Origin of the sequence: Burkholderia diffusa, from assembly GCF_902499115.1 — a bacterium.
In the GTDB taxonomy this organism is placed as follows: domain Bacteria; phylum Pseudomonadota; class Gammaproteobacteria; order Burkholderiales; family Burkholderiaceae; genus Burkholderia; species Burkholderia diffusa.
The window spans coordinates 116,709-136,460 of the sequence record NZ_CABVPN010000023.1; the positions used below are offsets into that span (position 1 = coordinate 116,709).

Below are 19,752 nucleotides of genomic sequence, written 5' to 3' on the forward strand. Positions count from 1 at the left end.
TCCTGACCATCCTCGTTCACTCCTGGAGTCCGTCCATGTCTTCAACCTCCGGTGTCGCCGCCATGACGGTCGGCAAATCCGCCGTCCGCTGGAAGATATTCGTCGTCATGCTGAGCCTCATCGCGATCAACTACGTCGATCGCGCGTCGCTGTCCGTCGCCATGCCTTACATCTCGCAAGAGTTCAACATCGGGCCGGCGATGGAGGGTCTGATCCTCAGTTCGTTCTTCTGGACCTATGCGGTGATGCAGATCCCGGGCGGGATGCTGGCCGACCGGTTCAAGCCGCGCATCGTGATCGCGACGGCAACCGTGTTCTGGGGCTTCTTCCAGGCGATCGCCGCGCTGTGCACGAACGCGCCGTCGCTGTTGCTCACGCGCCTCGGCCTCGGCGCGTCCGAAGCGCCGATCTATCCGGCCGGCGGCAAGCTCAACGCGATCTGGATGACGCAGACCGAGCGCGGTCGCGGCGCCACGCTGCTCGACGGCGGCGCGCCGCTCGGCGCGGCCCTGGGCGCGGTGCTGATCGCCGGGCTGATCGCGCTGCTCGGCTCGTGGCGGCTCGCGTTTGCGGTCGCCGGTGTCGGCACCGTGCTGGCCGGTTTCCTCGCGTGGTACTACATCCGCAATACGCCGCGCGAGCATCCGGGCGTCAACGATCTCGAAGCCGACTACATCGAGGCGTCGCACGCGAGTGATCTCGCGGCCGAGCCGGCCAATGCGTCGGGCCGCTCGCGCGACTTCTTCAAGTACCGCTCGGTGTGGTGCATGTTCTTCGGCTGGATGTGCTTCAACAGCGTGTTCTACGGGCTGCTCACGTGGATGCCGAACTACCTGCACAAGGTGCACGGCTTCGACATCAAGCAGATGGGCGGCTCGACCTTCATCATCTTTTTCTGCGGCTTCGTCGGCGAGCTGCTCGGCGGCTGGATCGCCGACAAGTGGAAGGCCGCGGGCGGCCGTCCGAACGTCGTGATGCGCACGCTGTTCGGCATCGCGGCCGTGATCGCGACCGTGTCGATCTTTTCGGTCGCCTACGTGAAGAGCCCGGTCGTGTGCGTCGCGCTGCTGTCGTCGACCCTGTTCTTCCTGCGTTGGTGCGGGCTGTACTGGTGCATTCCGTCGTCGCTCGGCACGCGCAACAAGATCGGCTTCCTCGGCGGCTTCATGAACCTCGGCGGCAACATCGGCGGCATCACCGTGCCGATCGTCGTCGGCACGATCGTGCAGTTCACCGGTTCCTATTTCCTTGCGCTGATGGTGTTCGCGGCGGCCGGCGTCGGCCTGCTCGTGTGCTCCAGCGCGATCGACTACGAAAACAAGCTCCCGGTCTGACCAACCGCTTTCACTGCATCGACTGCATTCACTGGTAGAGAGAAACCCATCATGAAGAAACGTACCCTGCTCGGCATGCTCACCCCGTCGTCCAACACGTCGCTCGAGCCGCTGACGAGCGCGATGGTCGCCGGCCTGCCGGGCGTGTCCGCGCACTTCGCGCGCTTCCCCGTCACCGAGATCTCGCTGACGGGCCAGGCGCTCGGCCAGTTCGACGACGACAATATCATCCAGGCCGCGAGGCTGCTCGCCGACGCGAAGGTCGACGTGATCGCGTGGAACGGCACGTCGTCCGGCTGGCTCGGCTTCGAGGCCGACGAGCGGCTGTGCCAGCGCATCACCGAGGCGACGGGGATTCCCGCCACGACCTCCGTGCTCGCGCTCAACGAGATCCTGAAGAAGACCCACGCGCACGAGTTCGGCCTCGTTACGCCGTACCTCGACGACGTGCAGACGAAGATCGTCGACAACTACCGCCGCTCGGGGCTGAACTGCATCGCCGAGCGCCACCTGAATCTCAAGGTCAATTTCTCGTTCTCCGAAGTGACCGGCGACCAGATCAGCGGGATGGTGCGCGAAGTCGCGAAGGCCGGCCCGCGCGCGATCTCGATCTTCTGCACGAACCTGAACGCCGCGCACCTGGTGCCGGCGCTCGAGGAAGAGACGGGCATTCCGATCTACGACACGATCTCGACCGTCGTGTGGAAGTCGCTGCAGCTCGCCGACTACGACACGCGGCAGGTGAAGGGCTGGGGGCGTCTCTTCAGCGACGTGATCTGAGGCGCGCGCCATGTCGAACGATCTCGATTTCGTGATCCGTCACGCGGACGTCGTGACGGCGGCGGACCGGTTCTCGTGCGACATCGGCATCCGCGCGGGGCGCGTGGCCATGCTCGGCCACGGGCTCCCGCGCGCGCCGCGCGAGCTCGACGCGACCGGGATGCTGGTGATGCCGGGCGGCGTCGATGCGCATTGCCATCTCGACCAGCCGATGCCCGACGGGCTGAAGATGGCCGACGACTTCCTGTCCGGCACGCGCTCCGCGCTGTGCGGCGGCACGACCACCGTGGTGCCGTTCGCCGCGCAGGCGAAGGGGCAGTCGCTGCAGGCGGCCGTCGACGACTATCACCGGCGCGCGCAAGGGCGCGCGCTGATCGACTACGGCTTTCACCTGATCGTCGCCGATCCGACGCCGCACGTGCTGGCCGAGGAACTGCCGCGGCTGATCGCGAACGGCTACACGTCGTTCAAGGTGTACATGACCTACGACGACCTGAAGCTGAACGACCGGCAGATGCTCGACGTGTTGTCGGTCGCGCGCGAGCACGGCGCGCTCGTGATGGTGCATGCGGAGAACTCGGACTGCATCGGCTGGCTGACCGAGCGGCTGCTCGGCGACGGCCACGTCGCGCCGCATTTCCACGCGCATGCGCGGCCGGCGGTGGTCGAGCGCGAGGCGACGCATCGCGCGATCGCGTTCGCGGAACTCGTCGATGTGCCCATCCTGATCGTGCATGTGTCGGGTGCCGAGGCGATCGAGCAGATCCGCTGGGGGCAATCGCGCGGGTTGCCGATCCTGGCCGAAACCTGCCCGCAGTACCTGTACCTGACGGCAGCCGATCTCGGCCATGGCGGTCACGACGGGTACGAAGGCGCGAAGTGCGTGTGCAGCCCGCCGCCGCGCGATCCGGCGAACCAGCAGGCCGTGTGGAAGGCGTTGAAGCAGGGCGTGTTCTCGGTATTCTCGTCCGATCACGCGCCGTTCAACTACGACGATCCGTGCGGCAAGCATCCGGGTGGGCATGCCGTGGCGTTCGACCATATCCCGAACGGAATTCCGGGGCTCGAGACGCGCTTGCCGCTGCTGTTCGACGGCGTGCGCAAGGGTCACTTGTCGCTGCACCAGTTCGTCGAGCTGACGTCGCTGCGGCCCGCGAAGCTGTACGGGCTGTATCCGCGCAAGGGGACGATCGCGGTCGGCGCCGATGCGGATATCGTCGTGTGGGACCCGGACAAGCGCGTGCGGATCGCGAATGCGTCGCTGCATCATGCTGTCGACTACACGCCTTATGAAGGGATCGAGGTGACGGGCTGGCCGCGTCATTGCCTGTCGCGCGGCGAACTGCTCGTCGAGGATGGCCGGCTGCTCGCCGCAGAGCCGGGGCGCGGGCAGTTCCTGCCGGCCGGCAAACCGTGTCTCGACTGACTTCACGGCAATTTGATGTGCAGCTCCGCCGGCAACGGCGGTTGCGCATTTCCACAGGAGCAAGCATGAGCGTTTCCCACGCAATGCGCGGCATCGCGGCCGCCGCGATCGTCGCCGGGTCGTGCGGCGGCCCGGCGCTGGCCGCGGGCGGCGGGCCGCAGGACCTGCCGAGCGTCGTGCCCGAAGCGGTCGGCGTCGATTCCGCGCCGCTCGTGCGGATGTCCGAATGGCTGCGCCGCGACCGGATGGACGTGCGCAGCCTCGTCGTCGTGAAGGACGGCAAGATCGTGTTCGAGCGCTACGGCGACGGCCTCACGCGCGACAACAACTACGAGCTGTATTCGGTGACGAAGACGATCACCGCGCTGCTCGCCGGCATCCTCGACGGCGAGGGCAAGCTCGACCCGTCGACCAAGGTCGCGCCGCTGATCGCGGCCGCGCGGCCCGATCTCGCGAGCGAACTCGCGGACAAGCAGGACATCGAGCTGCGGCATCTGATGTCGATGTCGAGCGGCTTGCGCTACACGACGCGCGAAGGCACCGATCCGCTGTATTACGACGCGCCCGACCGGTTGCGCGTCGCGGTGACGAGCCGGGCCGCGCAGCCGCCCGGCACGCATTTCGACTACATCGACGTGAACCCGGTGCTGGTCGGCACGGCCGTGTCGATCGCCGCGCGGGAGCGCGAGGACGACTTCGCGCGCAAGCGGCTGTTCGAGCCGCTCGGCTTCGCGCATTACCGCTGGAGCGGCGCCGACGGCACCGGCGCGGTGGCGGGCGGCTGGGGCCTGCGGCTGCGCGCCGTCGACATGGCGAAGATCGGCATGCTGCTGCTCGACAACGGCCGCTGGAACGGCAAGCAGATCGTGCCGGCCGGCTGGGTCCGGCAGATGACCACGCCGTCGCCGGCCGCGGCCGACTACGGCTATTACTGCTGGATCAGCCACGTCGTCGAACACGGCACGCCGGAATTCGGTGCGATGGGCTTCAAGGGGCAGTTCATCACGGTGCTGCCCGCGCAGCGTGCGGTCATCGTGATGACGAGCCTGCTGCCGACCGACGGCGGCTTGCGCGACGCGACCTATCTGAACCTGTATCGGCGGATGGTCGGCGACTACATCCTGCCGGCGCTTGCGCCCGCGCAGCCGCCGGTCGAGCGCGCGGAAACCACGCAGGCGCTGCGCGACGAACTCGCGCGCAGCCGTCGCACGAAAGGCGTGCCCGGGACCGCCGCCGCGTTCAACGATGCGCCGGAGATTTGATGAGGATTGCAAATTTCATTGACCGTTTGTCCATGTGGCGTCGCGATGGGCGGCGCCCGGCGGCGCCTTTCATGCGACGGCTGCTCGCGCGGGTTGCGGCGCTGCTGATCGGCGGCGGCGCGCTGGCGTCGGCGCCGGTGCCATCCGTGGCGCACGCGGCCGATGCGCTGCCGCCGCTGCATGAAACCGGCATCGCGGCGGCTGCGCCGGAAGACGTCGGCGTGGATTCGCGCAAGCTCGTCGAGCTGTCGCGCTGGATCCGCGAGCAGAAGCTCGACGTGTACAGCCTGCTCGTCGTGAAGGACGGCAAGCTGATCTTCGAGCGCTACGGTGCGAACGCGTCGCGCGATTCGACCTACGAGCTGTATTCGGTGACGAAGGCCGTGACGTCGCTCGTCGCGGGCATCCTGGTCGATCGCGGTGCCGTGCATCTCGACGAGCCGGTGGCCGCGCGGCTCGCCGCGTGGCGCCCCGATCTCGGCGACGCGCTCGCGGACAAGCGCGGCATCGAGCTGAAGCACGTGCTGTCGATGTCGAGCGGCCTGCATTACGACTTCAGCCCGAAGGACGATCCGATCTACTACACCGCGCCGGACCGGCTGAAGCTCGCCGCGTCGGCCGCGCCGAAGGTGGCGCCCGGCGCCGCGTTCGAGTACACCGACGTGAATCCGATCCTCGCATCGGCGATGTTGAGCGCGTCGGCCGGCGAGCCCGTCGAGCGCTATGCGCAGGCGCACCTGTTCGGCCCGCTCGACATGAAGCGCGCAGCATGGGAGCGCGCGGACCGCACGGGGCTCGTATCGGCCGGCTGGGGGCTGCGGCTGCGCGCGGTCGACATGGCGAAGATCGGCATGCTCGTGCTCGACGGCGGGCGCTGGCAGGGGCGCCAGGTCGTGCCGCAGGCGTGGATCGCGCAGATGACGTCGCCGCGCGTGTCGCCGCATTTCGGCTACTACTGGTGGATCAACAACATCGTCGAGCGCGAGCCCGAATTCGACGCGATGGGCTTCAAGGGGCAATTCATCACGGTGCTGCCGAAGCGCAACACGGTGATCGTGATGACCGGCGTGCTGCCGGTGGACGGCGGCCTGCGCGACGCGGAGAACGTGAAGCTGTTCCGGCGGATGGTGAGCGGCTACATCCTGCCGGCGCTCGATGGCGCCGCCGCGTCGGGGCAGCGGGTCGGCGGCGGCGATCCGCGTGCGGCGCTGCGCGACGAGCTTGCAGCGAGCGCGCGCACCGCAGGCGTGCCCGGCACGCAGGTCGATCCGACGGATTTGCCGAAGTAGCGCCGGGCGCGCGTTCGGCTTGCCGCTGCGGGCGAGCCGAGCGGCCGCCGCATCACGTCACGCCAGTTCGCCCAGGCATGCGTCGAACCGCGCGACGAGCGTATCGACGTCGTCGGTCGTCGTCTGCGGGCACACGAGCATCATGTTGTGGAACGGCGTGATGAGCACGCCGCGGTTCAGCAGGTACAGATGCACGATGTGCTCGAGCTCGCTGTCGAGCTGCTCGCCCGCGATCGTGCCGTTGCGCGGCGGCACGGGCGTGAACTGGAACTCGGTGCGCGCGCCGATGCGCGTCACGCACCATGGCAGCCCGTGTTTCGCGATCGCCCGTTCGAGCCCGGTCGCGAGCCGCGCGGCCAGTTCGAACATGTGCGCATACGCGGCATCGGTCGCGACTTCGGCGAGCGTCGCGCGCATCGCGTGCATGGCCAGCATGTTCGCGGTGAGCGTCGTGCCGATCCCGGAATGGCCGGGCGGCGCGTTCAGCTTCGCCTCTTTCGCGCGCTCCGCGAATTCGGCGCTGAACCCGTAGACCGCGCACGGCACGCCGCCCGCGATCGGCTTGCCGACCACCAGCGCGTCCGGTTCGAGACCGTGCGCGGCCGCGTAGCCGCCGGGGCCGCTGCTGATCGTGTGCGTTTCGTCGATCACGAGCAGCGTGCCGTAGCGGCGCGTCAGTGCGCGTGCGGCTTCCCAGAAGCCCGGATCGGGCAGCACCATCCCGATGTTCGTCATCGCCGGCTCGGCGAGCACGCACGCGACGTCGCCGTTCTTCAGCGCCGCCTCGAGCGCGTCGAGATCGTTGAACTCGACGACGCGCGTGTTCGCGAGCAGATCGTAGGACTGCCCGAGCAGGCTGTCGCGCTGCACCGGGCGGCCGTCCACGAGGTCGACGAACACGTCGTCGACCGTGCCGTGATAGCAGCCGTTGAACACGACGATCGTGTTGCGGCCGGTGGCCGCGCGCGCCCAGCGCAGCACGAAGCGGTTCGCGTCGCTCGCGCTCAACGCGAATTGCCAGACGGGTAGCTTGAAGCGGCGCGCGAGTTCTCGCGAGACCCACGCGGCGTCCTCGCTCGGCAGCATCGTCGTGTAGCCGCGCGTCGCCTGTTCGGCAAGTGCACGCGCGACCGGCTCGGGCGCATGGCCGAACATCGCGCCGGTGTCGCCAAGACAGAAGTCCGCGTAGCGATGACCGTCGACGTCGGTGAACGTCGCGCCGCGCGCTTCCTTCACGACCAGCGAGAACGGCGTCGACCAGTCCTGCATCCAGTGCAACGGCACGCCGAACAGCAAATGCTCGGACGCTTCCGCGGACAACGCGCGGGAGATCGGCATGGCTTCGGTGAATGCACGGCGCTCGCGATCGAACAGCGCGCGGGCGCGGATGAGGTCGACTCCGTGGCGGGTCTGCAATTGAGGCTCCTGTGACGGGTTTGCATGGACGGGTGATGCCTTCGAGAGCTTGTCATATTCCATGCGCGCGGTCGATTCGGGCCTGACCGCGTACCCATCAGACGTCGAGTTTCTGCGCATAAAGATACGACGACATATGTCTTTTCTCTGTCACTGAGAAGTGAGTGTGCGCACACATTCTGGCGAAGGCAGCTTTGAAATGAGGTAAGCGACAGATGCATCCTCGATTTCGATCACGGCGAGGCTTTGCCTTGTGGTGCGACGACGTATGAATGGAGGGCCGCCGCCTGGCGTGTTGATACCCCAACCATTGAAGGAATGCCCACGGCCGCAAACCGCTGCCGTTCGCCTTCGTCCGTCCGATCGCCTTCGCCGCAGCAGAGGTGTCGCGCCGCGATTTCATCGGCTGGACCGGCGCACTCGCAGGCGGTGCTGTGCTCGGCGGACTGTTCGCGGCCACACGAGCATTTGCTGCCGGCACCGTGCCCAACGCGGCGGTTGACCTGACGAACGTGACGATCGCCGGGCAGGCTGTCAACACGGCGATCATCGACAAGCGATGACGTAACGGCGTGGAGAGGCATTCGCGTGCGACCGGCCAAGGGCGCGCGAACGCGACGCGTCATGCCAGCGTTTTGACCATGTGGTGTTCGTCGTAGAAGCGGCCGTCGACGAACAGCGAACGCGGTTCCGTGCCGAACCGGACGAACCCCCGCGACGCGTACACCCGTTCCGCGGCGCCGTTGATTTCATTCACGCACAGGACCAGTTGCATGCACTGCCACGCTTGCGCTGCGTGCGCGGTCGCGTTGTCGAGCAGCGATTGCGCGATGCCGCGCCCGCGATACGCGGGGTCGACGAACACGCCCCAGATCGTCGCCTTGTGCGCGACCTTGGCACGCGCATCGCGGCGCACGCCCGTGATGCCGACGAGCGTTGCGTCGTCGAACGCGCCGAACACGGCGCGCTCGTGGGTTGGGGTGATGCGCGTCGCGAATTCATCGACCGGGACGCGTGCTTCTTCGTCGCGGGTCGGCAGGAACGAGGTCGGCGACGTGTCGACCGCGCGGAGGCGGACGGACTGGAACTGCGCCGCGTCGGCGGCGTCGAGCAGGCGGATCGTGATCATCGGTCGGGATTGTCGTTGGTGTGCCGGGATATCGGAATCTGCGGCGCGATGCGCGGCAGGGTGTCGACAATGCTAAGCGGAAACGCACGCACTCGTTTGCCCGATCGGCACGCGTGATGAAGGGCGCCGATGCGCGAAGGGCGCTGGAGATGACGCGTGGAGAATGAATGAGCGTTCGCGATGCCTGCGGGCAATCGCGCACTCGGCGTCGAAGGGATGCGAGCGGAAACGAACCGGATGCGGACATGTCGGCCGCAGCGTTCGATGCGAGCCCGACCGCGGCCGGTGCGCGACGTGAGGCGCGTGACGGCGCAGTGCCGTACGCGACAAGCGTGCCGCGCTGATGGAAGGAGCGGGGATGAAGCAATGCGCGCCCGTGCGTTGCGCCGAAGCGGCGCACGGCGTCGGACGCGTGAAATGCGGACGCGACGTGAGGTGTCCGCGATGCACCCGATCAGCTCAGGTGCACGCGACCCAGATCAATAACGCGACAGCTGATTGCCGTTGATCTGGACGCGATCGCCCGGGCGCAGGTTGCCTGGCGACTGCACGTCGAACGAGCGCGTCGAGCCGTCGCTGACCTGCACGTCGATCCGGTAGCTGCTCGGCGGTTGGGCCGCGCCCATCTGCTGGCCGATCTGGTTGCCGGCGACGGCGCCGCCGAGCGCGCCGATCACGGTGGCAGCATCGCGGCCGTGGCCGCGGCCGAACTGGTTGCCCACCAGGCCGCCGACCAGCGCACCGACGACGGTGCCGGCGACGCCCGACGTGCCGATCGAGCCGCTGACCGGCTGGATGTTCGTGACGGTGCCGTATTGCGTGCCGTAGCCGTTGCCGTATTGGCCGGCGTAAGGCTGCGGGTTGCCGTATTGGTCGTACTGCGGGGCCTGGCTCGGATATGCCGGCTGCTGCGACTGCACGTAGCCGGGTTGCGAATACGCGGGCTGCGCGTAACCGGGCGTCGCGTACTGTTGCTGCGGATAGCCCGGTTGCGCGCCGTAGTAGCCCGGCGCGACACAGGCGGTCAGCGGAAGCGCCGCCACGGCGACGAGCGAGGCGAACAGAACGGTCTTCGTGGAAGGCATGCGCATCATGATGTTTCCTGCATCGGCAACGTGTTCGCCGACGAATTCCCGGACGGGTGGCGAACTCGGCGTGAGTATAAGGAAAGGGCGGATGCGCGTCCGGTGCGGCCGGGTAACAACGTGTAAAGTCTGTTGCCGCGCAAATCGCGGCCGGGCGAGGCGGCGCGCTACGCCCGGCCGCGACCGTGCCGAGGCACGCTTGTCGGCAATGCGGGCACCGTCCCGGCGATCGCACCCGATCGCCGCGCCAGGCGCGACGGGGCGGCCCGTCCGTATATCGCGAAATCGAATGCGCGGCATCGCGACATTTAATTGGCCACTGGCCATCGCGTCCGATATCGTGACCGCATTCCCTGCCAACGGCCGGGCCGTGCCGGCCGCGGTCCTTTCGGCCATCCGAGCCGGCGTCGCGCAGCGACCGCCCCACACGTTCCGAGTCATGACCGATCGCTTCTTCACCAACGCCGTCGATGCCGGCGGCCAGCCCGTCAACCTCGCCGTCCATGACGGCCGCTTCGTCGCGATCGGGGCCGATTGCACCGCCGCGCCCGGCGCGGAAACGATCGACCTCGGCGGGCGCGTCGTGCTGCCCGGCTTCGTCGACGGCCACATCCATCTCGACAAGAGCTTCGTCGGCGACCGCTGGGTGCCGCACGAACCGGTCGGCTCGCTGCGCGAGCGGCTCGCGGTCGAGAAGCGCCAGCTCGCGGCCGCTCCGCCGATCGTCGAGCGCGCGAATGCGCTGATCGCGCAGGCCGCCGCGTTCGGCACGATCGCGATGCGCAGCCACGTCGACGTCGACGCGACGACCGGCCTGTCGAACCTGCAGGCCGTGATGGCCGCGCGCGAACAATGGCGCGGGGTCGTCGACATCGAACTGGTTGCGTTCCCGCAGGCCGGCGTGGTGACGTGCCCGGGCACCGCCGCGATCCTCGATGCGGCCGTGCGCGAGGGCGCCGACGTGGTCGGCGGGATCGACCCGACGACGCTCGACGGCGACGCGGACGGCCAACTCGACATCGTGTTCGGCATCGCCGAGAAGCGCGGCGCGAAGATCGACATCCACCTGCACGAACCGGGCGAGACCGGCATCGCGCAACTGTTGCGGATCGCGGCGCGCACGCGCGCGGCGGGCCTCGGTGGCCGCGTGAACGTGAGCCACGCGTATGCGCTCGGCCAGGTCGATCATGGCGAGGTCGAGCGTGCGGCCGCGGCACTCGCCGGCGCCGGCGTGTCGATCCTGACCAATGCGCCGGGCGACTGCGCATTCCCGCCGGTGCGGCAGCTGCGCGATGCGGGCGTGCACGTGTTCGCCGGCAACGACAACATTCGCGATGCGTGGTGGCCGTACGGCAACGGCGACATGCTGCAGCGCGCGATGATGGTCGGCTACCGCTCGGGTTTCTACACCGACGACGCGCTCGCCATCGCGCTCGACATGGCGACGCATGCCGGCGCGCGCGCGATCGGCAAGGCCGACTACGGCATCGCGGTTGGCTGCGAAGCGAGCTTCGTCGCGGTGCGCGCGCCGAATGCGGCGGCCGCCGTCGCCGGCGTGCCGGCCGAACGCTGGGTGTTCCGCCGCGGCGAAAGCGATACCGGTGCGCCGTTCGCGCCGGCACAACGTTTCACGCGATAACGACCTGACCGCCGTCGCGGTGCGTGCATCGTGAAGGCCCTGCACTGACCGACCACACAGGAACCGACATGACGAACCTGCTGATCCGCAACGTCCGCATGCATGCAGACGAAGCGCTCGACATCCTGATCGAAGGCGAGCGCATCGCGCGCGTCGGCCCGTCACTCGACGCACCCGCCGGCTGCGCGATCGAGGACGGTGCGCGCGCGCGCGCGCTGCCCGGCCTCGTCGAAGGCCACACGCACCTCGACAAGACCCACTGGGGAATGCCGTGGTATCGCAACGCGGTGGGGCCGCGCCTGGTCGACCGCATCGAGAACGAACGCAACTACCGCGCGACGAGCGGCCACGATGCAGGCGCCGCGTCGCTCGCGCTGTCGCGCGCGTTCCTCGCGGCCGGCACGACGCGCATCCGGACGCACGTGGATGTCGACACCGAGGCCGGGCTGCGGCATCTGCACGGCGTGCTCGCGACGCGCGAGACGCTGCGCGGCCAGGTGGAGATCCAGATCGTCGCATTTCCGCAGTCGGGCGTGCTGAAGCGGCCGGGCACCGATGCGCTGTTGTCCGAAGCCCTCGCCGCCGGTGCCGATCTGCTCGGCGGCCTCGATCCGTGCGCGATCGAAGGCGATCCGGTCGAGGCGGTGGACGTGCTGTTCGGGATCGCCGAGCGTCACGGTCGCGGGCTCGACCTGCACCTGCACGAGCGCGGGTCGATGGGCGCGTACTCGCTCGACCTCATCCTGCAGCGCACTGCCGCGCTTGGCATGCAGGGCAAGGTCACGATCAGTCACGGGTTCTGTCTCGGCGATATCACCGAACGCGAGCGCGACGCGCTGCTCGCGCGGATGGCCGAACTCGGCGTCGCGATCGTCACGACCGCGCCGGCCGCGGTGCCGGTGCCGCCGGTCGCCGCGTGCCGTGCGGCCGGCGTGACCGTGATCGGCGGCAACGACGGCGTGCGCGATACGTGGACGCCGTACGGGTCGCCCGACATGCTCGAACGCGCGATGCTGATCGGCATGCGCAACGATTTCCGCCGTGACGACGCACTCGAAGTCGCGCTCGATTGCGTGACGCACGGCGCGGCACGCGGTTGCGGCTTCGCCGACTACGGTCTGGAGGTGGGCAAGCGTGCGGACGTCGTGCTCGTCGATGCGCTGACGTTCGCCGAGGCCGTCGTCGCGCGGCCGACGCGGCGGCTTGTCGTGTCGTCGGGGAAGATCGTCGCGCGCAACGGCGCCCCGGTATGATCCGGTTTTCAGCCGGATTTCCCGGGAGACGACGATGCGACGCACGACAGCGGCACGGGCCGCACGATGGATGACGGCGGCTCTGGTCGCCGCGAGCGCCGCGCATGCGGTGGCGGCCGGCCCGACCGACGCGCAGCAGGAAGCCAACCGGCGGACGGTGCTCGCCTTCTACGAAAAAGGCCTGAACGAGAAAGATGCGGACGCCGCGCTCGCGTACGTCGGCGATCGTTACGTGCAGCACAACCCGAACGCGGCCGACGGCCGCGACGGCTTTCGCCAATTCATTGCATTCCTGCGTGACAAATATCCGCAGTCGCACAGCGAGATCAAGCGCTCGTTCGTCGACGGCGACTACGTGATCCTGCACGTGCATGCGGTGCGCGAACCCGGCACACGCGGCAGCGCGATCATGGACATCTTCAAGCTCGAGAACGGCAAGATCGTCGAGCACTGGGACGTGAACCAGCCGGTGCCGGAGCAGGCGGCGAACGGGAACACGATGTTCTGACGCGCGTGCCTTCCCCGGTCACGCGGTTGCTCGGCTGATGCCGACCGGCATCGCCGCGCTCATTCCTCCTCCTGCTCCAGCATCGCCGCGAGCGCCTTCGTCAGTTCGCTGACCATCGGATCGGCCGTCGGCCGATGCAGGATCGCGATGTCCATGTTCTCGATCGGCGCGAAGCCGCCGCGTTGCTCGGTCAGCACCACGTGCTCGTCGGTCACCACGCGCGCGGGCAGCACGCTGATGCCGAGCCCGTCCGCGACGGCCGCCTGGATGCCGCTCAGGCTCGACGTCGTGAAGCTGATCCGCCAGCGGCGGCCGCGTTCCTCGATCGCCTTGATCATGTCGTCGCGATAGAGCCCGCGCGGCGGGAACACGACGATCGGCACCGGATCGAGCTCGATCGTCGGATGTTGTGCGCTGTCGATCCAGCGCAGCTTCTCCGGCCAGCGCACCACCGCCTCGCGACTGTCGCGCCGTTGCTTGATCAGCACCAGATCGAGCTCGCCGCGATCGTAGGCCGCGCAGATATCGCGGCTCAACCCGCACATCACCTCAAGCTTCACCTGCGGATGATCGCGCTTGAAGGCGGCGAGCGCATGGGTCGTGCGGCCCGCCGCGAAATCGTCGGGCACGCCGAGCCGGATCGTCAGCGCGACGGTCGCGCCCGACAGCGCTTCCAGCATCTCGTCGTTCAGCGCGATCATGCGCCGGGCGTAGCTGAGCACCGTCACGCCGGCGTCAGTCGGCCGCACGTCGCGCGTGCCGCGGTCGAGCAGGCGATGCCCGGCGATCTCCTCCAGCCGCCGCACCTTCTGGCTGACCGTCGACTGCGTTGAATGCAGGCGCGCGGACGCGGTCGTGAAGCTGCCGCAGTCGGCGACCATCACGAGCGCGCGCAACAGGTCGAGGTCGAACAAAGGTCTATTCATTTCTGCACTTTTCTGGCGTCGAGCATTTCATTTACAAATACATGCGACGACTTTTAACATGGCCCGAGCCCGTGGGCAATCGCGGTTTCGCCGGACCCGGCGCCGGAGGCGCTGCCGCGCGGCGCGGCCGATCGCGGTGCACGGCAATCATGTGGAGGCGGCGCACGCGGACATGAACGCCGATCACATGAATCGGTTCGACCGTAACATCAACGCGGTATAGGTCAGAACCCGGTCCGGGTAAATCGCGAGGGGTGATTCCCGATCGTCCCGGCTTGTGGATATTCAATCAAATGCACTCTCCGCCGACTGTGCGCATTACCGGGTAAACGCGTGAACGCTCGCGAATTTCCGGTAAATTCTTATATTTTGCATGTTACATCGCTCTTTCAGCGCGAATTCTCCATGCAATTCCAGCCCGTGGGCTCCACGTTCATTCGCTCGGCTTGCGCTCGAATATCGTGCAGTCTAGACTGCATCGCAGTTTCATCGAAGTCCCAGTCTTTCGCGCACCGTGCCGGGCCTGCCGGCACGACGCTCCCCAACGGACGCCCGGCGCTCGCCCGCCGCGTCGAGACCACAAGGACACACCATGAACCGCACTGCAAAGCTCGTCGTTTCCGCGCTGGCGTTCGCGCCGCTCGTCGCGTTCGCGCAGGACACGGCGACGATCCGCTGGGGCATCGATCCCACCTACCCGCCGTTCGAGGCGAAGCAGCCCGACGGCTCGCTCGCCGGTTTCGACATCGACCTGCGCAACGCGATCTGCGAGCAGTTGCGCGCGAAATGCGTGTGGGTCGAGCAGGGCTTCGACGGGATGATTCCGGCGCTGCGCGCGCGCAAGTTCGACGTGATCATGTCCGCGATGACGGCCACCGACGAGCGACTCAAGCAAATCGACTTCTCGAACAAGCTGTACGCGTCGCCGGGTGCGCTCGTCGCGCCGGCCGGTTCGAAGCTGCTGCCGACCGCCGCGTCGCTCGCCGGCAAGCGCATCGGGATCGACCAGGGCACGACGCAGGAGGCGTACGCGAAGGCCGAATGGGCGACCAAGGGCGTGACGATCGTGTCGTACCAGAACCAGGACCAGGTGTATCAGGATCTGGTGAACGGCCGCCTCGACGCGACCTTCCAGGACAAGACGCAGGCCGGCTACTCGTTCCTGAAGACGCCGCGCGGCAAGGGCTACGCGTTCGCGGGCCCCGACGTGACCGACGTGCGCATCACCGGCTACGGCGTCGCGATGGGCGTGCGCAAGGGCGACGCCGAGATGAAGAAGCGGCTGAACGACGCGATCGTCGCGATCCGCGCGAACGGCACGTACCAGAAGATCGCCGCGAAATACTTCGACTTCGACATCTACGGCGCGAAGCAGTGAGCGTCGCACCGTGAATCCGTGATTCATTCCATCGACAGGCAAACCATGACGAGTATCCAGGAGCGCGTCGCGCAAGCCGTGACGCCCGAGCTGATCGCCGCCTTCCGTGAGGAAGGCGCGGTCTGCATCAAGGGCATCTTCTCGCCCGACGAAGTGGCCGCGCTGCGTGCCGGCATCGACGCGAACCTCGCGCAGCCCAGCGCGCGCGCGAAGGTCGCGAGCCGGCCCGACGACCCGGGCTGGTTCTTCGAGGACTTCTGCAACTGGCAGCACAACGACGCGTACCGCGACTTCATCGTACGCTCGCCCGCACCGTCGGTGGCCGCCGCGCTGATGGGCACGCAGACGGTGCGGCTGCATCACGACCACCTGCTCGTGAAGGAGCCCGGCACGCGGCAGCGCACGCCGTGGCACCAGGACCAGCCGTACTACAACATCGAAGGCGACGACAACGTCAGCATGTGGATTCCGGTCGATCCGGTGCCGCTCGAATCGACGCTGGAATTCGTCGCGGGTTCGCACCAGGGGCCGTGGCTGATGCCGCGCACGTTCATGGACAAGGAGGCGAAGTGGTTCCCGGAAGGCAGCCTCGCCGACCTGCCCGACATCGAAGCCGACCGCGCGGCGTTCCCGATCCGCCACTGGGCGCTCGAGCCCGGCGACATGGTGTGCTTCCGGATGCTCACGCTGCATGCATCGGGCGGCACGCAGAACCGCCGGCGCGCGTTCTCGATCCGCTTCGTCGGCGACGACATCCGTCACGCGCCGCGCCGCTGGAAGACGTCGCCCGATTTCCCGGGGCTCGCGGACGAACTGCCGGACGGCGCGCCGCTCGAGCATGCGCTGTTTCCGGTCGTGTGGTCGCGTGGCGCGGGGCAGGTCGGGGCGATCTGAGCGTGAGCGACGCAGAGCGACGCCATCGGGTGAGATCACGCGTGCGGCGTCCGTTTTGCGATGAAGCGGCCGCCGCGCGTGGTCGTTTTCGAGTGTCGGGGAAGGTTCAGGTCTGGTGCCGCCCGGCGCCCGGCTTGAAGCGCGAGCCGAGCCGGTAGCGGTTGCCCGGATGCAGGAAGTGCACGAACGTGACTGGCAGTCCGTTCGTCCAGGTGCGGCGCGTGAGCGTGAGGCACGGCTCGTCGGCGCGCATGTCGAGCAGCCGCGCCTGTTCGCCGGTCGGCAGCGACGCGTCGACCACGTGTTCGATCTCCAGTTCGTAGTGCGACACGTTGTTGAACAGGTATTCGGACGGCGGCTCGGCCTGGAAATCCTGGTCGATGAATTCTGGCGCGGCGGCCGGGTTCACGTAGCGATCCTCGAGCTGGATCGGGCGGCCGTTTTCCTCGTGCACGCACACCACGTGAAAGACCGGCGTGTTGACCGCGAGCCCGAACGCGGCCGCGACGTCGAATGATGCAGGCTCGCGCGACTGGCTGAGCACGCGGCAGCGGTACTCGTGGCCGCGCGCGCGGATCTCGTCGCGGATATGCGCGATCATCAGCAAGTTCGACTGCGGCTTCACCTCGGCGACGAAGGTGCCGACGCCCGCGATGCGCTTCAGCACGCCTTCCTCGGTCAGCTCGCGCAGCGCGCGGTTGACCGTCATGCGCGCGACGCCGAACTGCGCGGCAAGATCGAGTTCGGACGGAATGCGGTCCCCCGGGCGCCAGTCGCCCGCATCGACATGCTGGCGGACGAGCGTCTTGATCTGCTGGAACGGTGCGGTGGTCTTCGTGACCATCGGGGGATCCTCGGGGAAAGGCAACCGCGAAATTCTATCCCGGATCAGGTCGCGGACAGTTCGCGAACGTCGGCCGTCGGCGCCGAACCGAACGCGTCGCTCAATGCATGGCCGATCAATTGCCGCGCGGCCGCTTCGGGCGTCGACAGCGCGCCGCTCGACTTCAACTGGTCGAATTTCTCGCGCATCGGGAAGTTCGCTTCGCTGGTGGAGCGGATCGTCGCCTGCATGCCCGTATCGACGACGCCCGGCGCGACGCTGCAGATCCGCAGCGCGCGGTTCGCGTCGAGCGCGACGGCGCGCGCGTGATGATCGAGCGCCGCCTTGGTCGCGCAGTAGACGCTCCAGCCCGCATACGCGTTGCGCGCGGCGCCGCTCGACACGTGCAGGATCCGGCATTCGGTCGGCGCCGCTGCCGCCTGCACGAGCGCGGCCGACAGCATCAGCGGCGCCGCGACGTTCACGCCGACCGCGCGCGCGACGAGCGTCGGATCCTGCGCGTCGAGCGGGCCGATCGGATCGACGATGCCCGCGTTGTTGAAGAGCAGCACGATCGACGCGCCGTCGACGAAGCGGCGCAGCGTGTCGCCGGCGAGCCACGTCGCGATGGCCGACGTGTCCGACAGGTCGAGCTCGATTTCGGCGAAACGGCCGCCGGCCTGCGCGGCGAGCGACGGATGACGGCTGCGCGACACACCGAGCACGGCGATGCCTTCCTGCAGCAATTGTTCGGTGAGCGACGCTCCGAGGCCGCGCGTGTGTCCGGTGACGATGGCGCGCACGGGCGGCGCTGAGATGGATGCAGTCATGGCGGTGAACGAGTGAACGGATGAACCGTGTTGACGCGTGGCGCACATGCGTGGCGGCACGGCGTGCGGGACGGGCGATGCGCGGTGCTGGCGTGGCGCGCGAAGTCGGCCGCGTGCGGCACCGCATCCCCAGGTGAACGCGTATCGTACCGCCGGCCCGCGCGACGCGCAAACGCGGGGCGACGCCGCGCGCAGGCGCGGTGCGTGAATTCGCGACGTCGAACGCATGCGCCGCCGCGCACCGCCGCGTGGCCGATACGTTGGACGAAAGCGGGCTGCGGCAAGTCCGCACGCCATGGCCGCGAGTGGCGCCGGGCGCCACGTCGCGAGCTATCATATGGCTCGCTCGTTCGCGACGCCGGACGGGGCGCGACCGTTTCCCTTCACTTGCTGCACGCTGCGACGCATCCATGAACACCACGCCGGACATGCCCACGCCACGCGCCCTGCGCGAACTTACGCCTCTCGAGGCCCGCATTCTCGGGGTGCTCGTCGAGAAGCAGCACACCGTGCCCGACACCTATCCGCTCTCGCTGAATGCGCTGACCTCGGGCTGCAACCAGAAAACCGCGCGCTCGCCGGTGATGAACGTCAGCGAGGACGAAGTCACGAGCGCGCTCGACGGGCTCAAGCATCTGAGCCTCGTGATGGAAGGGAGCAGCAGCCGCGTGCCGCGTTTCGAGCACAACATGAACCGTGTGCTCGGGATTCCGAGCCAGGCGATCGCGCTGCTGACGATCCTGCTGCTGCGCGGCCCGCAGACGGCCGCCGAACTGCGCCTGAACAGCGCACGCCTGCATGGCTTCGCGGACATCTCGTCGGTCGAGGCGTTCCTCGACGAACTGGCGGCGCGTGCGCAGCCGCTCGTCATCCGGCTGCCGCGCGCGCCCGGTGCGCGCGAGAATCGCTGGATGCACCTGATGTGCGGCGAGGTGAACATCGCCGAATTCGCCGGTTCGGATGCGGGCGCCGGCGCGGACTCCGTTCCGCCGTCCGAGTTCGAGGCGCTGAAGGCCGAACAGAAGCGGCTTGCGGATGAGGTGGCGCGGCTGAACGCGCTCGTTCAGCGCATGGCGACCGAACTCGGGATCGACGTCGACACCCCAGGCGACGCCGGCTGACCGCCCGAGCCAACTCGACACCGGCGCGGCCGAGGGCGCGCCGGGTGACGAACGCGCCTCCCGGCATCGCTCGAATCCGCGCTACCAGCGGCACCCCGTCTTCTCGGACGCATCGACGTCCTGCGCCCACGCGAAGTCGGTCTTCTTGCCGGTGCGCGCATTGGTGTACGTCATCGAATAGACGATCGCACCCTGGCTCATCATTTCGTATTCACCGTTGATCTTGCCGTCGACCATTTCCCACCACGTCGTCGTGAACTGGTACGGGCGGCCTTCCGCGAGTTCTTCCTGATCCACGTGCTTGAACAGCAGCGGAATCGCCGCCTTCGATTTCGCGTAGCGGACGACACCACCTTGCCACTTCGCCACGTCGTCGTAATACGTGCGTGACCCTGAACCAAGAAATAGTTCGGTTCAAAAGTAGAGAAATTCGGCATGATGTGTCCAAGCAGACACGAAGGCCATGCCATGAAGACGAGCAAGTTTACGGAAGAGCAGATCGCATTTGCACTGAAGCAAGCCGAGCTGGGTACGAAGGTCGAAGAGATCTGTCGCAAGCTCGGAATCACCGAGACGACTTTCTACATATATGGACTGCTCCCAATAGCAAACGGAAGTTGACGGACACGGAAGTCGATTGCGTACATATATCCGGCGTC

Annotated in this window: 19 protein-coding genes and 1 pseudogene; 13 read left to right on the forward strand and 7 right to left on the reverse strand. The window is 67.8% G+C overall.

Annotated features, from left to right (window positions below):
• Positions 1-35: 35 nt before the first annotated feature.
• The 5 genes from BTE28158_RS23000 to BTE28158_RS23020 all read left to right on the forward strand — a co-directional run bounded on the left by BTE28158_RS23000 (position 36) and on the right by BTE28158_RS23020 (position 6,091).
• Positions 36-1,334, forward strand: coding sequence for an MFS transporter (locus tag BTE28158_RS23000; RefSeq protein ID WP_124624587.1), 1,299 nt, complete (start codon positions 36-38; stop codon positions 1,332-1,334).
• A 51-nt stretch (positions 1,335-1,385) separates the two neighbouring features.
• Positions 1,386-2,114, forward strand: coding sequence for a maleate cis-trans isomerase family protein (locus BTE28158_RS23005; RefSeq protein WP_151049868.1), 729 nt, complete (start codon positions 1,386-1,388; stop codon positions 2,112-2,114).
• Positions 2,115-2,124: 10 nt separating this feature from the next.
• Positions 2,125-3,540 carry a dihydropyrimidinase gene (hydA, locus tag BTE28158_RS23010; protein WP_151049870.1) on the forward strand — a complete coding sequence of 472 codons (1,416 nt, stop codon included), beginning with the start codon at positions 2,125-2,127 and terminating at the stop codon, positions 3,538-3,540.
• A 65-nt stretch (positions 3,541-3,605) separates the two neighbouring features.
• Positions 3,606-4,802, forward strand: a complete 1,197-nt coding sequence (locus BTE28158_RS23015; RefSeq protein WP_151049872.1) for a serine hydrolase domain-containing protein — start codon at positions 3,606-3,608, stop codon at positions 4,800-4,802.
• A gap of 71 nt (positions 4,803-4,873) precedes the next feature.
• On the forward strand, positions 4,874-6,091 hold the full coding sequence (locus tag BTE28158_RS23020) for a serine hydrolase domain-containing protein (RefSeq protein ID WP_239007427.1): 1,218 nt from the start codon (positions 4,874-4,876) through the stop codon (positions 6,089-6,091).
• Positions 6,092-6,148: 57 nt separating this feature from the next.
• Here BTE28158_RS23020 and BTE28158_RS23025 read toward each other — a convergent pair whose 3' ends face one another.
• Entirely contained in the window at positions 6,149-7,507 is a 1,359-nt protein-coding gene (locus BTE28158_RS23025) for an aspartate aminotransferase family protein (protein ID WP_151049876.1), read from the reverse strand.
• Between the two features lie 383 nt (positions 7,508-7,890).
• Here BTE28158_RS23025 and BTE28158_RS23030 point away from each other — a divergent pair, with 383 nt between their 5' ends.
• Positions 7,891-8,070, forward strand: a complete 180-nt coding sequence (locus tag BTE28158_RS23030; RefSeq protein WP_279608086.1) for a twin-arginine translocation signal domain-containing protein — start codon at positions 7,891-7,893, stop codon at positions 8,068-8,070.
• Positions 8,071-8,129: 59 nt separating this feature from the next.
• Here the strand turns inward: BTE28158_RS23030 and BTE28158_RS23035 are convergent, their stop codons facing one another.
• Together BTE28158_RS23035 and BTE28158_RS23040 are read right to left on the reverse strand one after the other, a co-directional pair.
• On the reverse strand, positions 8,130-8,636 hold the full coding sequence (locus BTE28158_RS23035; RefSeq protein WP_059604778.1) for a GNAT family N-acetyltransferase: 507 nt from the start codon (positions 8,634-8,636) through the stop codon (positions 8,130-8,132).
• Positions 8,637-9,115: 479 nt separating this feature from the next.
• Positions 9,116-9,730, reverse strand: coding sequence for an outer membrane lipoprotein (locus BTE28158_RS23040; protein ID WP_059604781.1), 615 nt, complete (start codon positions 9,728-9,730; stop codon positions 9,116-9,118).
• A gap of 430 nt (positions 9,731-10,160) precedes the next feature.
• Here BTE28158_RS23040 and BTE28158_RS23045 point away from each other — a divergent pair, with 430 nt between their 5' ends.
• From BTE28158_RS23045 to BTE28158_RS23055, 3 genes are all read left to right on the forward strand, one after another.
• Entirely contained in the window at positions 10,161-11,360 is a 1,200-nt protein-coding gene (locus BTE28158_RS23045) for an amidohydrolase family protein (RefSeq protein ID WP_151049878.1), read from the forward strand.
• 68 nt (positions 11,361-11,428) lie between these two features.
• On the forward strand, positions 11,429-12,613 hold the full coding sequence (locus BTE28158_RS23050; RefSeq protein ID WP_151049880.1) for an amidohydrolase family protein: 1,185 nt from the start codon (positions 11,429-11,431) through the stop codon (positions 12,611-12,613).
• Positions 12,614-12,647: 34 nt separating this feature from the next.
• A complete protein-coding gene (locus tag BTE28158_RS23055) occupies positions 12,648-13,121 on the forward strand; it encodes a nuclear transport factor 2 family protein (RefSeq protein ID WP_151049881.1) in 474 nt (157 codons plus the stop codon).
• A gap of 59 nt (positions 13,122-13,180) precedes the next feature.
• Here the strand turns inward: BTE28158_RS23055 and BTE28158_RS23060 are convergent, their stop codons facing one another.
• Positions 13,181-14,047 carry a LysR family transcriptional regulator gene (locus BTE28158_RS23060; protein WP_151049883.1) on the reverse strand — a complete coding sequence of 289 codons (867 nt, stop codon included), beginning with the start codon at positions 14,045-14,047 and terminating at the stop codon, positions 13,181-13,183.
• A 592-nt stretch (positions 14,048-14,639) separates the two neighbouring features.
• Between BTE28158_RS23060 and BTE28158_RS23065 the strand changes: the two genes are divergently transcribed.
• Positions 14,640-15,425 carry an ABC transporter substrate-binding protein gene (locus BTE28158_RS23065; protein ID WP_124901752.1) on the forward strand — a complete coding sequence of 262 codons (786 nt, stop codon included), beginning with the start codon at positions 14,640-14,642 and terminating at the stop codon, positions 15,423-15,425.
• A gap of 45 nt (positions 15,426-15,470) precedes the next feature.
• Positions 15,471-16,319: a phytanoyl-CoA dioxygenase family protein gene (locus BTE28158_RS23070; protein ID WP_059604797.1), complete on the forward strand. Its 849-nt coding sequence runs from the start codon at positions 15,471-15,473 to the stop codon at positions 16,317-16,319.
• 106 nt (positions 16,320-16,425) lie between these two features.
• Here the strand turns inward: BTE28158_RS23070 and hutC are convergent, their stop codons facing one another.
• Together hutC and BTE28158_RS23080 are read right to left on the reverse strand one after the other, a co-directional pair.
• Positions 16,426-17,163: a histidine utilization transcriptional repressor HutC gene (hutC, locus tag BTE28158_RS23075; RefSeq protein WP_059604799.1), complete on the reverse strand. Its 738-nt coding sequence runs from the start codon at positions 17,161-17,163 to the stop codon at positions 16,426-16,428.
• A gap of 44 nt (positions 17,164-17,207) precedes the next feature.
• Positions 17,208-17,972 carry an SDR family oxidoreductase gene (locus BTE28158_RS23080; RefSeq protein WP_151049885.1) on the reverse strand — a complete coding sequence of 255 codons (765 nt, stop codon included), beginning with the start codon at positions 17,970-17,972 and terminating at the stop codon, positions 17,208-17,210.
• A 410-nt stretch (positions 17,973-18,382) separates the two neighbouring features.
• Between BTE28158_RS23080 and BTE28158_RS23085 the strand changes: the two genes are divergently transcribed.
• Complete coding sequence (locus tag BTE28158_RS23085) at positions 18,383-19,093, forward strand: YceH family protein (protein WP_151049887.1); 711 nt, start codon at positions 18,383-18,385, stop codon at positions 19,091-19,093.
• 81 nt (positions 19,094-19,174) lie between these two features.
• Here BTE28158_RS23085 and BTE28158_RS23090 read toward each other — a convergent pair whose 3' ends face one another.
• Entirely contained in the window at positions 19,175-19,462 is a 288-nt protein-coding gene (locus BTE28158_RS23090) for a hypothetical protein (RefSeq protein WP_239007428.1), read from the reverse strand.
• Positions 19,463-19,561: 99 nt separating this feature from the next.
• Here BTE28158_RS23090 and BTE28158_RS23095 point away from each other — a divergent pair.
• A pseudogene (locus BTE28158_RS23095) lies at positions 19,562-19,678 on the forward strand (transposase); the annotation flags it as partial.
• Positions 19,679-19,752: the final 74 nt, after the last annotated feature.